Origin of the sequence: Chitinophaga skermanii (assembly GCF_003259335.1) — a bacterium.
Lineage (GTDB): Bacteria > Bacteroidota > Bacteroidia > Chitinophagales > Chitinophagaceae > Chitinophaga > Chitinophaga skermanii.
Window position 1 is genome coordinate 41,604 of the sequence record NZ_QLLL01000007.1, and the last position, 21,725, is coordinate 63,328.

At 40.4% G+C, this 21,725-nt stretch carries 21 protein-coding genes; 6 read left to right on the plus strand and 15 right to left on the minus strand.

Annotated elements, in window-relative coordinates; translation table 11 throughout:
• Nucleotides 1-151 precede the first annotated feature (151 nt).
• Entirely contained in the window at nucleotides 152-1,528 is a 1,377-nt protein-coding gene (locus LX64_RS18355; protein WP_111599156.1) for a TlpA family protein disulfide reductase, read from the plus strand.
• Nucleotides 1,529-1,656: 128 nt separating this feature from the next.
• Here LX64_RS18355 and LX64_RS26365 read toward each other — a convergent pair whose 3' ends face one another.
• From LX64_RS26365 to LX64_RS18365, 3 genes are all read right to left on the minus strand, one after another.
• Nucleotides 1,657-1,779 carry a hypothetical protein gene (locus LX64_RS26365; RefSeq protein ID WP_262511794.1) on the minus strand — a complete coding sequence of 41 codons (123 nt, stop codon included), beginning with the start codon at nucleotides 1,777-1,779 and terminating at the stop codon, nucleotides 1,657-1,659.
• A 91-nt stretch (nucleotides 1,780-1,870) separates the two neighbouring features.
• Complete coding sequence (locus LX64_RS18360) at nucleotides 1,871-2,587, minus strand: hypothetical protein (protein ID WP_111599157.1); 717 nt, start codon at nucleotides 2,585-2,587, stop codon at nucleotides 1,871-1,873.
• Nucleotides 2,588-2,679: 92 nt separating this feature from the next.
• Complete coding sequence (locus LX64_RS18365; protein ID WP_148707375.1) at nucleotides 2,680-3,408, minus strand: hypothetical protein; 729 nt, start codon at nucleotides 3,406-3,408, stop codon at nucleotides 2,680-2,682.
• Nucleotides 3,409-3,538: 130 nt separating this feature from the next.
• Here LX64_RS18365 and LX64_RS18370 point away from each other — a divergent pair, with 130 nt between their 5' ends.
• Complete coding sequence (locus tag LX64_RS18370) at nucleotides 3,539-4,444, plus strand: hypothetical protein (protein ID WP_148707376.1); 906 nt, start codon at nucleotides 3,539-3,541, stop codon at nucleotides 4,442-4,444.
• Here the strand turns inward: LX64_RS18370 and LX64_RS18375 are convergent.
• Together LX64_RS18375 and LX64_RS18380 are read right to left on the minus strand one after the other, a co-directional pair.
• Nucleotides 4,395-5,510, minus strand: a complete 1,116-nt coding sequence (locus LX64_RS18375) for a rhomboid family intramembrane serine protease (RefSeq protein ID WP_111599160.1) — start codon at nucleotides 5,508-5,510, stop codon at nucleotides 4,395-4,397. The two genes, LX64_RS18370 and LX64_RS18375, sit on opposite strands and share 50 nt — an antisense overlap.
• A gap of 105 nt (nucleotides 5,511-5,615) precedes the next feature.
• Entirely contained in the window at nucleotides 5,616-9,341 is a 3,726-nt protein-coding gene (locus LX64_RS18380) for a DEAD/DEAH box helicase (RefSeq protein WP_111599161.1), read from the minus strand.
• Between the two features lie 405 nt (nucleotides 9,342-9,746).
• Between LX64_RS18380 and LX64_RS18385 the strand changes: the two genes are divergently transcribed.
• Nucleotides 9,747-10,154: a DoxX family protein gene (locus LX64_RS18385; protein ID WP_111599162.1), complete on the plus strand. Its 408-nt coding sequence runs from the start codon at nucleotides 9,747-9,749 to the stop codon at nucleotides 10,152-10,154.
• Between the two features lie 582 nt (nucleotides 10,155-10,736).
• Here LX64_RS18385 and LX64_RS18395 read toward each other — a convergent pair.
• The 10 genes from LX64_RS18395 to gcvT all read right to left on the minus strand — a co-directional run bounded on the left by LX64_RS18395 (nucleotide 10,737) and on the right by gcvT (nucleotide 18,474).
• The gene (locus LX64_RS18395) at nucleotides 10,737-11,276 is read right to left on the minus strand and encodes a lipocalin family protein (RefSeq protein WP_111599164.1); all 540 of its coding nucleotides are present in this window, start codon (nucleotides 11,274-11,276) and stop codon (nucleotides 10,737-10,739) included.
• A complete protein-coding gene (locus LX64_RS18400) occupies nucleotides 11,239-12,030 on the minus strand; it encodes a lycopene cyclase domain-containing protein (protein WP_317048354.1) in 792 nt (263 codons plus the stop codon). Before LX64_RS18400 ends, LX64_RS18395 begins: the two co-directional genes overlap by 38 nt.
• Nucleotides 11,970-12,422, minus strand: coding sequence for a sterol desaturase family protein (locus LX64_RS18405; protein ID WP_111599360.1), 453 nt, complete (start codon nucleotides 12,420-12,422; stop codon nucleotides 11,970-11,972). The genes LX64_RS18400 and LX64_RS18405 overlap by 61 nt, the downstream gene beginning before the upstream one ends.
• 13 nt (nucleotides 12,423-12,435) lie before the next feature.
• Entirely contained in the window at nucleotides 12,436-13,272 is an 837-nt protein-coding gene (locus LX64_RS18410) for a phytoene/squalene synthase family protein (RefSeq protein ID WP_111599166.1), read from the minus strand.
• Complete coding sequence (locus LX64_RS18415; RefSeq protein ID WP_111599167.1) at nucleotides 13,256-14,749, minus strand: phytoene desaturase family protein; 1,494 nt, start codon at nucleotides 14,747-14,749, stop codon at nucleotides 13,256-13,258. Before LX64_RS18415 ends, LX64_RS18410 begins: the two co-directional genes overlap by 17 nt.
• 3 nt (nucleotides 14,750-14,752) lie before the next feature.
• On the minus strand, nucleotides 14,753-15,418 hold the full coding sequence (locus tag LX64_RS18420) for a MarR family winged helix-turn-helix transcriptional regulator (RefSeq protein WP_111599168.1): 666 nt from the start codon (nucleotides 15,416-15,418) through the stop codon (nucleotides 14,753-14,755).
• A 228-nt stretch (nucleotides 15,419-15,646) separates the two neighbouring features.
• The gene (locus tag LX64_RS18425) at nucleotides 15,647-15,973 is read right to left on the minus strand and encodes a hypothetical protein (RefSeq protein WP_148707377.1); all 327 of its coding nucleotides are present in this window, start codon (nucleotides 15,971-15,973) and stop codon (nucleotides 15,647-15,649) included.
• A gap of 101 nt (nucleotides 15,974-16,074) precedes the next feature.
• Entirely contained in the window at nucleotides 16,075-16,797 is a 723-nt protein-coding gene (locus LX64_RS18430) for a 2-phosphosulfolactate phosphatase (RefSeq protein ID WP_111599170.1), read from the minus strand.
• A gap of 15 nt (nucleotides 16,798-16,812) precedes the next feature.
• The gene (locus LX64_RS18435) at nucleotides 16,813-17,289 is read right to left on the minus strand and encodes an SRPBCC family protein (RefSeq protein ID WP_111599171.1); all 477 of its coding nucleotides are present in this window, start codon (nucleotides 17,287-17,289) and stop codon (nucleotides 16,813-16,815) included.
• A gap of 96 nt (nucleotides 17,290-17,385) precedes the next feature.
• Complete coding sequence (gene gcvT / locus LX64_RS18440; protein WP_111599172.1) at nucleotides 17,386-18,474, minus strand: glycine cleavage system aminomethyltransferase GcvT; 1,089 nt, start codon at nucleotides 18,472-18,474, stop codon at nucleotides 17,386-17,388.
• Nucleotides 18,475-18,750: 276 nt separating this feature from the next.
• On the opposite strand from gcvT, the gene LX64_RS18445 reads away from it, so the two are divergent.
• The 3 genes from LX64_RS18445 to LX64_RS18455 all read left to right on the plus strand — a co-directional run bounded on the left by LX64_RS18445 (nucleotide 18,751) and on the right by LX64_RS18455 (nucleotide 21,577).
• Nucleotides 18,751-20,370: a M20/M25/M40 family metallo-hydrolase gene (locus LX64_RS18445; RefSeq protein ID WP_148707378.1), complete on the plus strand. Its 1,620-nt coding sequence runs from the start codon at nucleotides 18,751-18,753 to the stop codon at nucleotides 20,368-20,370.
• 121 nt (nucleotides 20,371-20,491) lie between these two features.
• Nucleotides 20,492-20,884 carry a hypothetical protein gene (locus tag LX64_RS18450; protein ID WP_111599174.1) on the plus strand — a complete coding sequence of 131 codons (393 nt, stop codon included), beginning with the start codon at nucleotides 20,492-20,494 and terminating at the stop codon, nucleotides 20,882-20,884.
• A gap of 6 nt (nucleotides 20,885-20,890) precedes the next feature.
• Entirely contained in the window at nucleotides 20,891-21,577 is a 687-nt protein-coding gene (locus LX64_RS18455) for an NUDIX hydrolase (protein ID WP_111599175.1), read from the plus strand.
• Nucleotides 21,578-21,725 lie beyond the last annotated feature (148 nt).

The following is a 21,725-nucleotide window of genomic DNA, read 5'->3' on the forward strand; positions in this document are numbered from 1 at the left end:
ATAAAGATGCCAGGACCTTACCGAATAGTGCTAGCAGGTGATTGCCATTTTTATATCATTTTAAACCGCTAGACATTTTTAGCCACATATGTTCTAGGCTTTCTGTAATTTGGCCATGTTTTATTTTAATTACCACCATTAAAAAAAGAAAATGAAAAAGCTCCGCTTGATGCTTGTAGCATTGGCTGCGTGGGGTATTGTACCCGTATGTGCAGCGCCGGTTGTCGGCCCAACTGTCATCCAAGGACAGGTTGACAATGAAAAAATCAACTCAATCACATTATTCAAAACAGAAGACGGTCACCGCGTAAAAGTTGCTACTGTAAATGTAGAAGACAAACAATTTGCGTTCGCCTTAACTAAAGTAACTGAAGGATATTATTACATAGGTGATGCGGGTGAGAAGGATTTGGCCCGTGTTTACTTGAAAAATAATGATCAATTGTCGATCGTATTACACGACGATGGTGCCGAGTTAAAAGCTGGTTCTGTTGAAAACAAAAAGTTATACGAATGGGAAAAAGCCATTAATCCATTGGCTCGCCCTGCACACCAGTTCTGGAAAGGCAATTACACGTACGACGAAGTTTTCCCTGTATTAGAAGCGCTTTTGCCAAAGGTTACTACCTTCAAAAAAGGCATCAATACACCTAATAAAAACTTCAACGAGTTATTAAAATACACTGTAGATGCGGATATCGAATATGCAGCTATGCATTTATTGTATACCCCACGCAGCAAGCACCCACTGGAAGAAGATAAACCCGCGTACTACAAAACCATCGCACAAGATGTGAAATTTACCAACCCTAACATCATGAAAATCGGTTATGCGAAGGATTATGTTAGCTTATACGTTATGCACGTTTTTACCACTAAAATGAAAGCTAGTAAGGAAAAACCTACGATGCCTACATTAGCCGAAAACGTGAAATTATTCGGTTTGGATGATGTAAAAGCTATGTTCATCCTTAACTCTATCACCCGCTACAAAACTTACGAAGAATTAGCAACAGCTGTTGAACCAGTCAAAGGTTTGTTGAAAACAAAGAACCAAATCGATGCTTATAACGAAGTTGAAAGATCTTTACGTTCTTTCAAAAAAGGCACCGCAGGTTATAACTTCAAATACCCAGATACAAATGGTAAAGAAGTGGCTTTCAGTGATTTAAAAGGTAAAGTAGTTGTAGTGGATGTATGGGCTACTTGGTGCGGCCCTTGCAAAAAAGAAATTCCTTTCTTAAAAGAATTAGAGAAAGAAATGGAAGGTAAAGATGTTACGTTCGTAGGTGTGTCTGTAGATGAAGCAAAAGACAAACAAAAATGGATCGACTTCGTAAAGAAAGAAGAACTCGCAGGTATCCAAATTTTTGCAACCGGTTGGAGCGAAATCACAAAATTCTATAACATCACCGGTATTCCTAGATTCATGGTGTTCGATAAAAAAGGTAATGTAGTGTCTATCGACTCTCCTCGCCCATCTTCACCAGATCTGAAGAAAATGATCGAAGAAGAATTGAAGAAATAATATATGCCCAGTGCATGTTTAGCAAAAGGCGGTTTCTACAAAGTAGAGACCGCCTTTTTACATAAAAAAAGGTCGATTCGTGAGAACCGACCTTTCGAAATATGTGAATAGGTACAAAACCTATAGAATTAACGTTTAACGTATTTAACGGCAGCGTACAGTACCATCAAACCAAAAAGTACAACAAGCGCAATGCTCATTACAGAGCCAATTTGATTACCTACCTCGTAAACTGAAAGCAATTTTGTCATAAAATACATTTTTGAAACTGTCGGCAAATTAGCGCTTTACCTGGAATTATACAATATTTTTTTGCTTCCCCTTTACTACAAAGGGTTTCAGCTATTTGAAATATTCATAAGAATAACGCATCAGCATCTTTTTTCCCGCTTCTTCACACACCACATCCAGCACATTCCCCGCTTTATCTCGGCTCATCACGGTAAACTTTCTCTCTCTCGGGGGGTGATCACTTCCTATGCTAATGCTCGAATCCCGGGTAATCGTAACGTACGGGTAATTGTCGTCTTTTCTATACAACGATTCAAAATGTGCGATGTATTCGAGCCCCGATTGACCGAAATGTTTGTATACACTGTTGTGTACGTAACCCTTTTCATTCAACGTCATCAACTTTATTTCCGACAATACATCATTCTTATAAAAGCGCACCTCGGTCGTAGAATCATTCAAGCTTTCCACTTTGCCATGTAAAGTTTCCGTTTCCTCGCCCGTAGTTTTACGAGATATATCTTGTTCCTCTAAAGTGTGATTCATATACTTATACACTACTCTTTCGCTATACAAGGTGGAATCATTCAACATCGAGGTAAACAAGGTGGAATCGTATAGCCCCGATAAGTTGAACTTCGCAGTGCCTTTATACTTCCACACCGTGTCGGATGGTGCTGTGGCGCGATTGGAATCAATCTCCATTACAGCAATACGGCGTTCCTTCACTTTGCCTTTCAGGCCTTGCTCTTGCCAAGCTGTGCGATGATCATTTTTGCAGGCTACAAAAAATAACCCGGTTAGTAAGAAGTATATGAGCCCTTTCATGAATTGTTGCTTTTTAGTTCGACAAAAACACCTTCGTTCAGCGCTTTGTTCCACATAAGTACTATTTATTGTGCTTATGTTTTGTTAAAATCTTATTGGTAATATTGATATGTTGCCAAGTGAAGCTTCACGCCATCTTGTTTACCGCGGGTTAAATAACGCGTCATATTACCCTTGGCATCACGTTGTAACACCTCGTAAAAAATTGTGTCGCGGAACTTAAGTTCGGGCATGGTTACTATTTTGTATACCACCTCTCCTTGCGTATTTCGTTGTACAAGGGTAGTTTGTTGTACTTGGTCGCCAGGCTGGTTCGATACCACGGCATGCATAGAATCATATGCCGGGAATCGACGATAGCTTACACGTACCGTTTCATTTCCCAAAGAATCTTTTGTTACCGAAGTGAAGGAAGAATCGCCTAACCAAGTATATTTTCCCCGGTAAGTAATAGCATAGTAGCTGTTTTCAATGCTGAAGCTATCCTTAACCTTTTCTTTGAAGAAGTTTGTTGTTCGGCTCGCATAACACGTATACAATTGTGGTAAACAATTCCGTTCCTGGAGTTGCGTTGTATAGCCATCGCGGTTAAAGAATAATTTTTGTTCATACTCCAATAGTGAATCTGCCACCTCCCATTGATTGTTCTTGAATTGTGGTTGAAGGTAGCCTTTACTCGTATAGCTCTCTACCTTCCCTTTTAAGTTATTGATGGCCAAATCGCTGATGGGTTGGGATGCTTCCTTCGAAGTGGAGGGAAAATGACAGCTAGCAGTAGCCAATATAATGGCTCCGAGTCCTAATGTAAATAACTGCTTCATAGATAAAGGGTATGGGTTAAATGATATAATTTCTATTAAAATACGATAGAAATCCATTCCGCAAATATGTATTTTTAAATGAACCAAACCCATGGTGCCCCGTTGTACTATCACCGCTAAATCGCTAGTTATGAAAAAGTTACTCCATTTTATCGTGTTATTAATCGTTGCCCAAGCTGCCCATGCCCAAGTGTTTACCGGTCTACAACATCCAGAGAGTATTACCGGTAACACCCTTTTTCTATATATCTCCGATATAGGAAAAGAACTAACGCCTACCGCTAAAGATGGCGACGGTGCTATTGTGAAAGCCGATTTAAATGGAAATATTATCGACCGTAATATTGCGAAGTTCCCCTTGCATGCCCCCAAAGGTGCGGCTATTGTAAAAGGTAATTTATGGATAGCGGATATTGATTGTATAAAAGGACTGGCATTGGGTTTAGGCGCTTTAATCGATAGCATCAATTTCGGAAAACGCGTAGGCGCTACCTTTTTGAACGATGTGGTAAGAAGAAACGATACCAGCGTGTTTGTAACCGCCACCGATCAAGGGGTTATTTATGAGTTGAGTTTACGGAAATCAAAAAATATCAAGGCACTTCCTATTCCTGTTATTGCTGGTATTAACGGTATCGACTACGATCCTACTACGCAGCGCCTCGCCGTAAACGCGATGGGAAACGGTGAGCAGAAAGGCGGACTTTATATTCTATATCTTCAACACCAACCCATCAAAATCGATACAATTCCCCATGTAAATGGCATTTTCGATGGTATGCAATGGGTAGATGCACAACATGTATTATTATCGGATTGGGTCGACTTCTCTGCGCCAAGCGGCCGACTATTAAAAGTGAACATTCAATCCGGTGAAGCAAAAGTGCTCAAAGAAAACGATTTACCCGGCCCTGCCGATATTTATTACGACAAGAAAAATGCGCAGCTTTGGGTACCACTTATGGTAACCGGGCACATCCTAAAGTTTAATGCAGGCGCTCCAACAAATAATATCCAGCAGAAGCAAAAAGAATAACAGCCGATACAATTGTGCCATAATAAAGGCCCCTGTTTTCAGGCTTTTTTAAGCTGAGGGTATACAAAAATCCAATCACAACGCCGCCAACTAATCCACCAATATGGCCTGCATTATCAATGCCGGCTGCATTGCCGATGATGAAGATGTTGATAACAATGAAAAAGAGAATACTCTTTAATAAACTATTACGGTTATAATCTGCAATATGATGGTTCATTACTAACAAGGCCAATAAAACCCCGTAAATCCCGAAAATGGCACCGGAAGCACCAACACTTACCGAGTTAGATTGCCACCAAATACTGGCGAACGACGAGGTTAAAGCGCATAAAAGATAGGCTGCACTAAATCGAAGTTTTCCTAATACAGGTTCCAGTAATACCCCCACAAAGAAGAAGGCATACATGTTAAACCCAATATGCAGAATACCACCATGTAAAAACGCGGCTGTCAACAAACGCCACCATTCCCCATCTTCCAATACCAAAAACCGGTTCACCCCACCCCACTTCACTAATTCTTCTACGGTAGGTGAAATAAAGCTTACACCACTCATACACATCACTAGGAATACCAAAATGTTCAACCCTATAATTATAGGGGTAATGGTGTAGTTTTCTCCCGGAATTACAATGCCTACTAGGTTTTTGAAAAGGTTGTACGATTGCTTTGGATTATCTTTCCCCTCTTTTTTATATTGTTCTACCGCATGCTGGAAGGCATAATGTAAATCACTACTTTCTTCTGCACTGTGAATATTGCCCGAAATAGCCTGTATCTCGTCCGAAATAGACGTGGCAATATATTGATTGTTTCTAACAGCCGTTTTGGTATCTGCTTGCAACGCAAAACTAGTGATAGAGCCCCTGGAAATAGATGCATACACCACCACTTCAAATCCCGGGTAAGCAGGATTTACAGCGGTGAATTTATTGGCATTCAATGCCGTTACGTTCCAATGTAAATTCTTCGCCGCGCGGAAAGCCAGTGCTAAGAACTGCTGGGCATTAATATTCGTTAAGTTAAAAGCTGCAGAAAACTTTGGGAAAGCGTTGTATGGCATGCATCACAGGTTTAATGTCACAAAAAAAGCTATTTACAATTTCAACGAATATAATGTTTCGTTCGATTGTAAATAGCTTTTTCGCGTATAAAATTGAAGTACCTATTAGCTGAAAAGGTACATAACGTCTTCTTTTGTTAATTTTTTCACGAAGCCCGTTTCGTCGGCAACGATTTCTTTTACCAACGATTTCTTGCGTTCTTGCAATTCCAAAATTTTCTCTTCTACGGTGTCTTTACAGATCATACGGTAAGCAAAGATGTTCTTGGTTTGACCAATACGGTGTGTACGGTCAATGGCTTGTTGCTCTACGGCAGGGTTCCACCAAGGGTCTACTATATACACGTAATCTGCTGCTGTTAAGTTCAAACCTACACCACCCGCTTTCAATGAAATCAAGAATACACGGCATTCCGAGTTGTTCTGGAAGTTCTGGATAGCACGCTCGCGCTCCATGGTAGAAGTGCTACCATCGAAGTATTCGAACGGAACTTTTAAGCCGGATAATTTCTCTTTGATCAAGCCCAGCATCCCAAGGAATTGAGAGAATATCAGCACTTTGTGATTACCAATGTTCTCCGATAATTCGCGGGTTAACTCGTGCAGCTTCACAGAATGATTCGGGTATTGCTCCGTTTCATTCAAGATCGCAGGCGAATCACAGATCTGGCGCAATTTCATTAAGCCCTGTAAGATGGTTAATTGCGAACGTTCGATACCTTGGTCTTCAATTACGCCCAAAATTTTTGAACGGTAACTGTTACGGTAAGCATCATAAATCTGGCGTTGCTCACTATCCATCTCGCAGAAAATAACCGTCTCAATCTTGTCTGGCAAGTCTTTCGCTACCTGCTCTTTCGTTCTGCGAAGAATAAAAGGATATATCAGTTTGCGCAAATGATCTTTTCGCTCCTCGTCCTGGAATTTGTCGATCGGTGTAGCAAATTCATTCCTGAAAAAGTCTACACTGCCCAACATACCCGGGTTCAAGAAGTTCATCTGTGCATAAATGTCAAACGTATTGTTCTGCATCGGCGTACCACTCAATGCAAGACGGTTTCTTGTATGGAGTAACTGTGCCGCTTTGGTTACTTTCGACTGCGGGTTTTTAATCGCCTGGCTTTCATCCAATACCACGTAATCGAATTCCAGTTTCATAAACATCTGGATATCGCTACGCAAAGTACCGTAGGTGGTAATAATGATATCGAATGCCTGGAAGGCTTCCGGCGTTTTAATACGTGTTGGCCCGTGGTGAATGTGGTGCGTCATGGTGGGGGTGAACTTCTTAATCTCGTTCTCCCAGTTATAGATCAAAGTAGTAGGACAAACAACCATGGTCAAGCAACGGCCATTTTTATTCTTGTAATGTTGAATAAAAGTGAGTGCTTGGATGGTTTTACCAAGACCCATATCATCCGCCAAAATACCACCCCACTTCACTTCGTCTAAATAATTCAACCATTGGAAACCGCTTTCCTGGTAAGGACGCAGGTTAGCGTGCATATTATCCGGTAATGGTTGGTGACGAATTTCATCGAATTGAATGAGTTTACGACGTTTTTCATCCAGTTCACGTAGAACTTGATCGTCGTCGATAAATTCATACAATTCATCAATCACGTTGAAGTTGTATTTCGACAACTTCAAACCTTTATCTTTTTCCTCGCCGATCTTAAAGAGCAACGAGTATTTCTTCAGCCATTCTTCTGGCAATAAACCGAGTGTTCCATCGGCCAATTGCACATAGTTTTGTTTGTTGGCAAGCGCCTTTTTAATGTCTTTGATGCTTACCTTTTGATCGCCGTAGGCTACTTCTACCTGCGCATCAAACCAATCGATACCGGAACTAATTTGTAAGCTGGTAACTGGTTTGGCTGGGTTGAAACGGAAGTTGCGAAGACCATCGAACCCAAACACGCGTACATTCATTTCCTTCAACGTATCGAAGAAAAGAAAGAACCAATTATTCGTTAATGCCTCTTTAGAGCGCAAGTAGAAATAATTGTAGTGCGTAGGTGCCGCGAAATTGCTATGCAATGAACGGATCTTTTGTACGAAATCATCTTCCAACTCCTTGTTCCGGTGAATAATTAATACCTTGTTGGCTTCTTGGATGGTGATTTGCGTTTCGTTATTCCATTCTACATCATGGCCACGGTACGAGAAAGTAGGCTGAATTACGAATGTTTCACCGATTTCCTTCAAATGCACACGGCATTCAGGTTTCTCTGTTTTCACTTCCGCCAGCAACGCTTTGTCGTACTGTATTTGGTAATCTTTACCGAGAGGCAATAATTTCTCGCTTAAATAGTTTCCCCATTCATCCAAGGGCACCTTCACTTCGCCGCTTTGTTGGTACAATTCGGCTTGCATGGCATCGAAGGGTTGCTTGAATAAGTAAGCAATATTGCCGTGTAAAAACACCAATGGACTGTTCCACTTATTGTTGGCGATGTTAACCAATTCGCCTTCAATATTGGCCCATGCTGTAATGTGCACCGTGTTATTTTTCACCTCGGTTTGCAAATTCAACTGTAATTGCTCGCCGGAAACGATGATAGGCTCCAGTGTTTTAGTTTTAAACACTTGGCGCTCGCGAAGTAAATACACCAATTTATGCTCGCTCAATAAGTCGAAGAACTTAATAAGCTTAGGATGTAAGTACTCAAGAATAAGCTCCTTCGTTTCGGAAGGCAGCGCATCTTCTGTTTCGTGGGTGATGTTATCCCAAATGCCTGCGAACGGAGAGTTCTTGTTCAGGAACTTGGAAATTTCCGATTGTTGGAGCTTCCTCGTCGGGGCTATCAATTCACGATCTTGTTCGCGGTATTGATAGTAATCGATGTACTTGGTTAAGTCCAGCTTATTAATCAACGACAAAAACTCAGTTTCATCTTCGTTCGCTTCACCGGTAATTAAATCCACGGCAAAATATGGGTACAGGCTTTCATTTGCGTTTAATACAACGCCAATACGCCTGGTGGTAACTTGTGTTTCGGTGGCCGGTTCTACTTCTTTTGATACGGGCATTACCGTTTCTACCTTCTTAATGCTCGGGTCGAGCACACGAAGGAAAGGCTTTCCATTGGTGTAGGTGAAAGTGAATTTGCCATCCAGGTCGTCGCTCAGGGAATAGCCATATAACGACAATAATTTGTTCTTTTCCTTGTCCCAATTGCGTAGTGTATCAAAGTAAAATGCGCCGTGTTGGTTCAAGAGTTGTAAGAACAAAGCGGTTTTATGTACACACAGTGCGTGATCATGTTCATCACACACGCAATGGGTGTCAAAATTTCTTTCTTCGTTGCGTTGAAGGATGAGTTGGTAGCTACCGTCGGGTGTTTTCAACAGCGCTTCCACCTTTTCATCTTTCGCCGATAAGATTTTGGCTTGGTGTTTACGCAAGATCTTCTCCGCCTCGGCAAAAATTGATGGCGAGGTGAGTAACTTGATGGTTTTCAAGTCGATCGATTTCATTTTGATGACCGTATGTTGTTGGTCGAACTGTGAATCGAAAGACTCGAAGTGATTTTTATCCAACATTTCCTGTAACTGGAACAAGGCGGCTGCTTCGTGCCTACAAATGTCGCCAAGGTTATAGGGACATTGGCATCGAACGCTCATGGCCGATGTTTCGTGGTATTTGCTAATGGAAACGCGGTAATAGTTTGCATGCGTATCGCTCTTTACCCTGAAAGAAGCGGATTTTAAAACGGGGTCTGCCTCGATCAGCTCTACTCCGCCGGAGGCGTATATGCGTTTACCCCTGCGGATCACCTCGTCGGTGCCGTTATTGTAGATATATTTCAATAAATGGGGTAATGACATAATAACAATTGCCGGTTTTTAGTAACTCGCCCGGGTTAGACATCCATTTTACACTAATAGTTGGATCTTATGCGGCTCGTGAAAAGGCAATCCACAAAAGTAAGCAGAAAATGTGAAAAAAGGAGCAAGTTGGGCGCTTATTCGTGTTAAGGTTTAGGATTCAGCGGGTTTTATATTATTGTTTGAAATTGTGGAATGAATGGGTGTGTTGTGGGTGAAAAAAACATTACAGTTTGCTGTCGAGTAGCATTTATAAGAAAAAATACTAATTGATGAATCAATCATTGATATCATCTTCTCCCCTAATTGCCATCAAACGAAAAAAAGTGCACTATAAATGGAGATTTGTGTATTCCGGGGGCACCCTCCTGCTAGTAGCTTTGCATTCGGAAAACACACATTACTATGCAAAATACAAAACAACAAGCAACAGCATTTTTGATTTTAAGAATCGGTATTGGTATCATCTTTACCGTGTTAGGTATACAAAAGTTATTAGGTGGCAACGAAGTATGGACAGGTGTTGGTAGCGCGATGGGATTTGTAGGTATCAAGTTTAGCCCTGCTTTTTGGGGTTTGATGGCTACTTTGGCTGAATTAGTAGGCGGTATCCTGTTAATTATTGGCTTATTTACCCGTTACGCAGCTATCGCATTGCTTTTCACGATGATCATTGCGGTGATCTTAAAAATTGCTATAGATGGCACTTTTGCGGGCGTTTCTGCTCCATTAACCATGCTGCTCATTATGATCTTCTTTGCGATTTACGGTAGCGGAACAAACTCTGTAGACGCAGCACGCGCTAGGAAATAAACATTAGTTAGATAGACAAAGACGTATAGGTGAATGGCATTGGGAAGTTTTTCCCAGTGCCTTTTTTGTTTGTCGCAAATGAACTTCGAAGGTGGCTATATATACAAAAGCCTTTGACTACCCTTTGACTTGCCTTTGACGACCCTTTGAAAAGCCTTTGAAAAGCCTTTGACCACCCTTTGAAAGTAGTCAACGAGCCTTTGAATCCCTTTGACGTCCCTTTGAAAGACTTTAACCAGTAGTTAACCAGCTTTGGTTTCTTTTGTCGCAAATGGAATGTCAAAGGCGCGAATTGGCTAGTTCTTTAGTAAAAAGTAGTGTTTTTAATATTTGCCGCAGTGGGGATTACAATATGTTTATAATATCCTCCAATGTTCTTCTAATGTTCTTCCAATATTATCCTAAATATGTAGGTATACGTGGGATATATTCTTGCCCTTATCTAGGTATTGGTTGGTCTTTACCATTCGCTATATAATTGTCTTATTTATACCCTAAGGGGTTGTTTACGCCAATTGCAATAAAAAAGGGCATTGGAAAGTTATTTCCTTTGCCCTTTATCGTTAACCATTAAAACTATCCTTAGTTTGATATTGATTGATTGTGTGCTACCCAAACCAGCTTGGAAGTATCGTACCCAACAGCAACCGCTTTTTGTAAATAAGCCTCTTTAATGTCGGCAGGAATGGTAGTGGTTCGTGAAAGAATCCAGAGATATGCTAAGTTCTTGCCTGCAACCAATGCATAACGGTAGTCTTTATCAATCGCAATTACATTATAACCCGCATAGAAAGGACCGAAAAATGAAACTTTTAATGCGGCAACGTTTTTATCGCCTCGAAATTTTGCTTTGCCTGTAGAGGATTTCCATTCTTTCTTTACGAAATCATAACCACTATTCAACACTTTAATGTCCCCGTCGTCTCGTAAACTATATTGAGCGGTTACATTATCGAGGTTTTTCTCAAACTTATAATCGAAGCGTGCTATTTCATACCATTTGCCTAAGTACTTAGATACATCAAAATGATCGACAGGTGTGGCATTTTTAGGTATACTGGCACAAGCACAGATTAAAATAGCGCTACTGAATAAGAGAACTAATGGGCGTAATATTTTCATCGTGCTCGGTTTTAGATTGGAAACGTTTGAAGAAATAGATCACTAATAAAAATTGGGTATAACCATAAACTGCATCTTCAATGGGAATGGTCAGCATGCGTATGTTAAGGAATGCTTGCGGGTTGTAGTTAACAATAGGTGCATCAATCCCAGTGCCAGTTAATATGCCATTTACTGGTAAAAAGCCCAACATCAACACGGTATATACAAACGAAGCTTGGCCGATCCACTGGGCTTTAGCAAAAAAATGTAAATAAATCAGTGTAACAGTTGTAACTAAAGCCGTTACTAGTGTATAGGTTTTATGTGCATACAACAAAGCGGTAACTATTAAAACAATACTGCCCGCAAATACAATCATATTGTTGAATCCATTTGCCCAAGAAAGATCAAAGAATTTGTCTAAACAGTAATAAGTAAATACACAAGAGAAAGGAATACAGAAAAAGAACAACCACTCCTCAATTGGTAAACCCGCAACATGCCAACCAAGGGTATAATTACTGTTAAACCACCAAATACCATGATGTGTAAACCAAATATCCCATAAAATAAAAGGGATAGCTACCAACAAAGCGGCCTTTATAAAAGCGCCAAAATGCCGGTAGAATTGTATTCTTTTATCAAAAGAAAAGATAAAACAAACGATGATCGTCAGTATATCAACCAATATATATGTATAAGTAGTAGGTATCATCTTTTTGTAAAGTACATGTTGAAATATTTTACCGGTACCCATAAAAAGCCGAAACATTCGCCATCTTCCTTACCGGTATGTTTATGATGTTGCTTGTGTGCCCGCCTAATAGCTAATAAATATGGATGCTGTGTATCGCGTAATAACTTTATGCGTTGATGAATAAAAATATCATGCACAAAAAAGTAACACATTCCATAACAGAAAATTCCTAACCCAATCCAAAACACATAACTAAATTCTTGCCTTACACCGTAATACAATAGAATAATGGTTGGTATAGCAAAAATGACAAAGAACCAATCATTTCTTTCCAATTCCCCCGTATGCGAATGATCGTGATGATCCTTGTGTAATACCCATAGAAAGCCATGCATCACGTATTTGTGAATCAACCAGGTGGCTCCTTCCATGAGTAAAAAAGTAATAAGTAGGATAATACCGTTCATACACATTGTTTTTCTAAATAGCAGCCAGTTTATACTGTAAATAACTGCTCATCATCAACGAAAATTTTTGTCCATTCGGGATGCGTATACGCTCTTGAAGTATTTTTTGTGCAGGAGTTTTCTTAATCTTATTGAATAAAGAAAAGTAATATTTATAGGCCAAGTAAACGCCAAATCGCGATGATCCGGGTAGTTTCTTAATACCAATCAATGCTTCTTTAAATTCTGCTTCAATTTCTTTTTCAATGGATGATTTAATACAGTTGTTAAAAACAAGCATATCAACATTCGGGAAATAGGTGCGGCCTAACACTTGGTAATCATCCTTCAAGTCACGGAGAAAGTTGATTTTTTGGAATACAGAACCTAACGTCATCGCGTAAGGTTTTAAGCTTTCGTACTTTTCATTATTCCCTTCCACGAAAACCTTCAAGCACATTAAGCCAACTACTTCTGCCGAACCTAGTATGTATTCTTTATACAATGCCGAATCATAATCTATTTTCCCCAGGTCCATTTGCATACTTTTCAGGAACTGTTCTATCAATATTTCCTCGATGCCATAACGGTTAACAGTTTCTTGAAATGATTGAAGGATGGGATTCAATGAAATACCCTCGTGTAGTGCTTCCCACGTTTGTTCTTTAAAGCGGTTCAATAACTGCTCCTTATTATAACCATGGAAACTATCTACAATTTCATCTGCTAATCGTACGTATCCATAAATAGCATAGATCGCCGGCCGTATGGATGGACTTAATGCTAATATGCCGAGTGAAAAACTTGTACTGTATTTCTGGGTGATCGCCTTACTAACTTGTTGCGATAGTTCGTCAAATAGTACTTTCATGATAGATTGATTTAAGTTGATTCACTTCCTGTGCTGCAATTTTCCCTGATATAATAGACGGTGGAACTCCTGGTCCAGGCACAGTAAGTTGCCCGGTATAAAAGAGGTTCTTCACTTTTTTATTTCTGATAGAAGGTTTGAGTACGGCTGTTTGTGATAGCGTATTCGCTAAGCCATATGCATTTCCTTGGTAAGCATTATAATCTTCCATGAAATTGCGTACGCAATAGCTTCTTTTATAGTCGATTTTTTGTAATAAGCCAGGTTGACCGGTATGCTTTTCTAATCTACCTATCATCTCAAGGAAATACTTTTCGCGCATCTCCTCCGAGTCCTCTAACCCGGTGGCCAAGGGCATTAGCAAGAATATATTTTCATGGTTAGCTGGCGCAACACTACTATCTGTTTTAGATGGGCAACACGCATAAAACAGCGGTTTTCGTGGCCATTGCTTGTTGCCATATATATCATCGATATGATCATCTAAATCGTTTTCGAAGAATAGTGTATGATGCGTTAGGTGGGGAATAGATTCGTTGAAGCCCAAATAGTAAATCAGCGAAGAGGGAGCAAACACCCTACTCTGCCAATATTCTTCTGAATAGTTTCTATAAGGAGGAGCTAATAATGTTTCGAAATGATGGTAATCTGCGGACGCGATAACAGCATCGAAGGCATGCGTTTCACCGTTGATAATAAGCGATTGTACTTCTTTATTATGCACAATAACCTCTTCCACGGTATGTGCAAAGTGAAATTTTGCACCCTGTTGTTCAGCTACTTGTTGCATAGCCTCTACTAATTTATAAAATCCACCCATAGGGTACCAAGTGCCTAAGGCATACCCGCCATAGTTCATGAGACTATAAAGTGCCGGTATTTGCTGTGGAGAAGCACCAAGGAAAATAACAGGAAATTCCATGAGTGCTACCAGTTTGGGGTGCGTAAAGTATTTTTTTACATAAGAACGGAAGTTGGATAGCAGGTCCAGCTTAAGCGCACTCATGGCTATCGTAGGCGAAACGAATTCCCACCACGAGTGACAAGGCTTATTTACAAATTGCTGCATGCCTACTTCGTATTTGTAGCGCGCAGCTTTCATAAATGCATCCAGTTGTTTTCCGGCCCCGGTTTCTATAGTTTCAAATACAGCGCGTAGCTCGTTGTAATTGCCAGGAACAGCCAATCTATCTTCTTCAAAAATCATTTGAAACTGGGGGTGTAAGGCCACCAGCTCGTAGAAATCGGTAGCATGGTAACCGAAGTCTTGGAAGAAATTGTCAATAATATCGGGCATCCAGTACCAACTGGGACCCATGTCGAAAGTATAACCATTATGTGTAGTAAATTGGCGTGCTCGCCCACCAGGGGTACTGTTTTTATCAAAAACGTGCACTTCGTGCCCGGCTTTAGCGGCATAAGCTGCTGCCGACAAACCAGCAATACCAGCACCTATAATGGCTACTTTCTTTTTCATGCACTAGTTTTTTACCGGCAAGTATTCCTTTGTCACTTTCTCGAGTAATTCGGCAGGAGAATAGTTTTGGGAATAAATGGCGTGGTGAAAATGGTCGAGCTTATTTAGTAAGCGAATGAGTTCCATTTTTTCGGCATAGGATAAATCGCCCGTAACGATATTTGTTGCATGACGGATTTTGTCCATTTGTTGTGCCAAAGCATCTAATCCATTTGGTGTAATGCCTATGATTTTGCTTCTTTTATCTGTTTCAGAATCTTTTTGTTCTACCCAGCCTTGCTGAATTAAGCGGTTAATAATTTGCATGCCGGCAGGTTTATCTTGAATATTCTTCTTGATAAGCTCCATTTTAGACATAGCCCCGAAAGCTTTTAGGTTTACCAGGTAGATAAACTCTTCTTGGGTAGAAAAAGCAGAATCGTGTATGGCAGATTTAGAATATGTTTTAGCATACCTGTTCATATGCACAATAAGCGTGTTAATAACGCTCTCCGGGGTTCTCCCCTTTTCTTTGCCTTCCCACACAGGTTCATGTATAGGTTGATCAGCCTCTTTTACTTGGTCATGAACCCATTGTTTAAACCCGTTAATGTTGGACGGGTAGTTTCCTGGGTTCGATTCAAAGGTTTCGGCTAACTGTATAAGCTCTTTAATCAAATCGTACTTCATAATAGTAGCGTTTTGTATTTATTGTGATTAAAGTGGTATACAAATATACTTTATTTCATAATAAAGGTACATTTATAAACCATATTTTAGAATATTATTATTAGAAAAGTTGAAATTAGTAGAATTTTATACCTTTTGAAGTATTGGGATGGTAGAAATAGGTATAAAAAAGAAGCCCTCCCCGGTACTTACCGGGAAGGGCTACAAAAGTTTATAAATAAGAACCAATTATTCTTTGATGCCTATTTGCTTGAAGATTTTATCTGCGTCTTCCAAAATAATCGTGATGTCGTTGTAGGATTTCGCTTTCCAGGCTTTCCTGTCCAAATCCAATAAAGTTTTGCTTACTGGTTTGTTCTCTGCTTGGTCGGCTGCTACTTTTCTCAATGCACAGGCTAAGCTGAACCTAATGTCGTGGCCATTATCACCGCGTAAATCGTTGTAGGCCATTTTCAATGTGTTCTTGTCTCCTAATCTAAACGGATCTTGGTTACGGTCAGTTTTGCCCCAAGCGGATAATACAATCTCCTCGTAAAGCATGTCATAGTCCGCCATATTCCTTCGCTCTGTTTTAAATATTTTAAACATTAACTATTTGTGTATTCGATACGCAAAGTTATGTCGTCTTTATCTTTAGGAAAAATGATTTTGGTCAGTTATCCAACCACCAATTCGCCGTTTCTCAAAATGGGCAACACATTTGCACCATTCGGGGTAAGGCAGTAGCGGATATCTTCTTCTAAACCAAATTTAGCTAAGCGTTGGAAGTGAGATGCTTTCTTAATAAACTCGAACAAATCGGCTTTCCCACTATCATACAGGTTTTCTGCTGCGATAGCAGAATCACAATTCACATCAAAATGTTCTTTTATGCGAGATACTACGGCGCCTGCAAACAAGGTATCTTCCATGTTTACGCGGTCTTTCCAAGCTGCACAACCCAATATCACGTTCTGACCCTGGGAAACAAGGTATTCACATACCGCGTCTAAGTTCGGGAAAGAACCAGTGATGATCTGGATGGCATCCTTGGCCATGTGTAATAACTTGGTGCCGTTTGTAGTGGTGAGTACAAGTACTTTGTCTTCAATAAACTCGCGGGGATATTCAAACGGAGAGTTACCATGTTCTAAACCCGCTGCAATTTTACCATCGCGTTCGCCTGCAGTAATGGCATTCAGTTGTTTCCCGATGCTTACACATTCTTCAACACTCGCTACAGGTATAATCTTGGCCGCGCCATTGTATAAGGCTGTGCAAATAGTAGAGGTGGCGCGTAATACGTCGATAATTACTACAATGCTATTCTTTACATCAAAAAGGTGCAAAAGTGCCGGTGAAAGGCATACTTCTAACCTTGGTTTGTTTTCTGCTGTCATTCGATTTAAAAAATGTTAATAAGACAAAACCACCCGCCACTTCTCACTCTCAGCATAATCCTTGATGGCTTCGTTCCGCGTTTCTAACAAACGCTTCATGTATTTGGTAAGGTAAAATTTCTCGAACAACCGGCCTATACTGCCATAAGGAGTTCCAAATTCAAAAACATCAATCATTACGGTGCCATTATCAATAGGCTTAAAGTAATGTTCGTGCTTCATGTGTTTGAAATCGCCTTGGATCATCTCATCTATAAAGTGGGAATGTTTCTTCATTTCCGTAATCTTTACAGTAAGCTCGCGCATTTTGTTAATGTGCTTGGCACGCCAGGTAACGGTTTCATTGTACTCTATCAGCCCGTTGGTACGTCCTTTGACTGCTTCTTCTTGCATGTGATGCATACTTTTTTTATGCAATGTGATGCTTCTGCTCAAGTCGAACACCCTTTCAATAGGTGCATGTATGACAGTGGTTAGATGAATAGTGGGCATAGCGAGTCTAAAATTAGCAATCCTTGTTTAAATAGTAAAGTAAAACGCTTCCCTCTAACGCAAACAGGCTGAATAAATTTTACCGGCAGGGAAATTTTAGCCCAAGAAAGGTACTTTTACCACCTTCGCTTTCAAGCTTTTATCTCTCACCGCGATGAAAATTTCTGTGTCTAATGCAGCGAATGGCGTTTTTACATAACCCAAACCTACTGCTTTATTGATAGAAGGACCTTGTGTACCGGAAGTAACACGACCGATTACATTACCTTCAGCATCTTTAATTTCATAGTCGTGACGAGGAATACCTTTGTCCACCATTTCGAAGCCTACTAATTTCTGTTGAACACCTTCCGCTTTTTGCTTTTCGAAGATTTCGCGGGCTGTGAATTCTTTTGTGAACTTCGTAATCCAACCTAAACCTGCTTCTAATGGAGAAGTACGGTCGTCGATATCGTTACCATAAAGGTTAAAGCCCATTTCTAAACGAAGCGTATCACGTGCACCTAGGCCAATTGGTTTGATACCTTTTGAAGCACCGGCTTCAAAAATAGCATCCCAAACTTTCGAAGCATCGTCGCCTTTGTCTTCAAAATAAATTTCTACACCACCCGAACCGGTATAGCCAGTAGCGCTGATCAATACATTCTCAACACCGGCAAAAGTACCTTTCGCGAACGTATAATATTTCATATTTACCAAGTCGATATCCGTTAAAGGTTGCAAAATGCTCGTGGCATTAGGACCTTGAATGGCCAACAAACAAGTTTTGTCGGAAATGTTGTGCATTTCTACGTTCTTGGTGTTGAATTGTGAAATCCAATTCCAATCTTTCTCGATGTTGCTAGCGTTTACTACCAACATATATGTTTTATTTTCTTCAATACAATACACCAACAAATCGTCTACAATACCACCTTCTGTATTCGGCAAACAGCTATATTGAGCTTTACCGGCCGTTAATTTCGACGCATCGTTGCTGGTAACGCGTTGGATCAAATCCAAAGCATTTTCACCTTTCAACATGAATTCACCCATGTGACTTACATCAAACACACCGGCGTTTTTACGTACGGCTGCGTGTTCATCGTTAATACCGGTATAAGAAATCGGCATGTTATAACCCGCGAAAGGAGCCATTTTTGCGCCTAACGCGATATGCTTTGCTGTAAAGGGCGTATTCTTCATAAAAAGAAAGTTGTATACTGATTTTGTTGTTGTAAATAATGCTATTACGTTCGTAATAAGCCCGGCAAATTTAGGATTTAATTTTTGTTGGCGGCAGATTGGTGCAATAATTGTTTACTGTTCCATGGAACGACATGGTGAATTTAAATGCCTTTTGTTTGTTTATTGTTATACGGTTATCTTTATATACCTAGTAAGCAGTAAAGCAACCTGTCAATGATTGTTGCCATGAATATCCGTTAATCTACTAATTTTGCCTTGAAAATCAACACTGTTGTGAAACAATACCTACTCCTTTTACCACTGGGCCTCACACTTGGCGTAAACGCGCAAAAGAAAGCCGATCGTAAAGTATTGGCGAGCTTGCAAGCACATGTCGCCTATTTGGCCGACGATAAGTTGGAAGGCCGTCGTACAGGCACTGCCGGCGAAAAATTAGCATACACCTACATTTCAGAGCAAATGAAAGCCGCAGGCCTTACTGCCAAAGGCGAAGAAGGTTATTTACAAACATTCGTTGTGCGCGAAGGCGTAACAGCAGCACCATCCGCTTTCTTGAAGATCAATGATAAAGCATTGAAAATTGGAAGTGAAGCCCTGGTACTGCCTTTTAGTGCAAATAAGAACGCTAAAGGAGAGGTAATTTTACATGTAAATGAACCTAGCAATATTTGGCTGGTAGATGCGGCGGATTGGGATGAATACGATAATCCGCATGCCGACATGTTCCCGGTATACCAAAAGAAAACCCAAGAAGCAGCTAAACAAGGTGCTACCGCGGTGATCTTCTATAATGGTAAAGAAAAAGGTACCACTGTAGAGAAATGGATGTCGGAAAAAACAAATGCAGGCAGTATCCCCGCTATTTGGTTAGATGCCGCTACCAGCAAAACGTTTAACGACGATGACGTAGATGGTTACCAAATTGATCTCTCAGCAGGATTAATACCCAGTAAGCGCACAGGTACAAACGTAGCCGGTTTTATTGATAACAATGCCACGGAAACCATCGTTTTCGGTGCGCATTACGATCACCTGGGATATGGTGAAGATCATAATTCCCTTAGCACAACAAATAATGAAATTCATAACGGCGCCGATGATAATGCCAGCGGAACCGCTGCCCTATTGGAACTAGCGAAAATGCTAAAAGCATCGAAGCTGAAAAAATATAACTACCTGTTCTTGGCTTTTTCTGGCGAGGAACTAGGGCTATATGGTTCAAAATATTACACCGAGCATAGCACCATCGATCTTACCAATGCAAACTATATGATTAATATGGATATGGTAGGCCGTTTAAGCGATACAAAAGGATTGGAAATTGGTGGTGTAGGAACTTCTCCATCCTGGGGAGCAATTCTAAAATCCGCTGTGCCAAGCAATTTAAAAGTAAGCTACGATTCTAGCGGTGTTGGACCTTCTGACCATACTTCATTCTACCTTAAAAATATACCTGTTTTGTTCTTCTTTACCGGCTCGCATAGCGATTATCACAAGCCAAGCGATGATGCCGATAAAGTGAATTATGAAGGGCAGTACACCATCATCAGAACGATTTACAACATTGTAGATAAAACATCGAATGAACCTAAGCTAGCCTTTACCAAAACAAAAGATAAGCAAACGAAGAGCACCCGGTTCTCTGTGTCGTTGGGCATTATGCCAGATTACACGTACGATAAAGGTGGTGTGAAAGTAGATGGTGTTAGCCCAGGTAAAGTGGCAGAAAAGGCCGGCATTTCTGTAGGTGATATCGTGGTGCAACTGGGTAAATTCGAGATCCGGGATATGGATTCCTACATGGAAGCGTTAGGCTCCTTTAAAGCAGGCGACAAAACCAATGTTAAAGTAAAACGAGGAAACGAGGTAAAAAGCTATGATATTGCTTTCTAACCTGCCTTCAAGATATTCAAAAGCGCCCCCGTTTTGCGGAGGCGCTTTTTTTATGTGTATGGATTGCCGTGAACTTTTGATTTCATTATCTTGCAGCCATCTTTGCTTTCAAAAATTAATTATGCGTTATATTTTATTAGGATTGGCAGTAGTAACAGCCTTCGCGTGTAACCGTTCATCTAGGAAACAGTCGAACAAAGAAGGTTTTACCGTGATTAAAGAGAGGAGCTTTGTTTTACGCGAACGCCCTGTGAAAGATAGCTTGTTGGATTCGGTGGCAAAACGTAAAGATGCTATGGTGGCCTTTTTAACAGCGCATAATTTTAAGCAACAAATTGTGCCAACAGATAGTATCATGTTTCTTCGTGAGAATGGCTTAGAGGTAGAATATATTTTACCGTCGATGACGAGTGTTTGGGAAGCTTACACCATCATTGTATTCGACCCGTTGAAAAACCCGTTATTCGTCAATCTTCATAAAGACACCACTCAATTAGCTCATTATTTAAAATAGTCTTCCTTGTTAATCGCGCAACACATAAGAGTTACGGTAGATGCCGTGGTGTTTGGTTATACGCCAAAGCAGGGCATGTCGGTTCTATTAATTAAAAGGAAGATTCCACCACATATCTTCAAATGGGCCTTGCCTGGTGGATTTGTGCATAATGATGAGTCGTTTGAAGATGGTATCAAGCGCGAGTTACAGGAAGAGGCTGGCGTATCGATTAATTACTTAGAGCAATTGTATTCTTTCGGTGATGTGCAGCGCGATCCACGTGGGCGGGTGGTAAGTATAGCCTATTGGGGATTAGTGAACCCTTCTAACTTTAAGCTGGCCGCTAATACCGATGCAGAAGATGCAATGTGGTGCCGCATAGATGAATTGCCGTTCTTAGCTTTCGACCACGATAAGATCATCCAGATGGCTTTGGTTCGCCTGCGGAATAAAATAAGGTACGAGCCGGTTGGGTTCGAATTACTAGATAAAAAATTCAGCATTGCCGAGCTGGAAAGATTATATGAAACATTGTTAGGTCGCCCTGTCGACCGCCGTAACTTCCAAAAGAAAATCCACTCTTTCAATATCCTCATTCCCCAAAACGAAAAGCTAAAACACCCTCAGCAAGGGCGTCCTGCGCAATTATTCAGTTTCGATGAGAAACGCTACGACGAGCTGAAAAAAGAAGGGATCTACTTCGAATTATAAGAAAAAGGCTTACAAAATAAGCATTGGATAACAATGACTTATATTATTTGTGTATTTTTTACAATAAAAAATTTAAAAATTTGATTTTCCTTTTTATATTTGTGTCATAATTACACAATTAAGTGTTGAAAGCCACTACCATATTGGT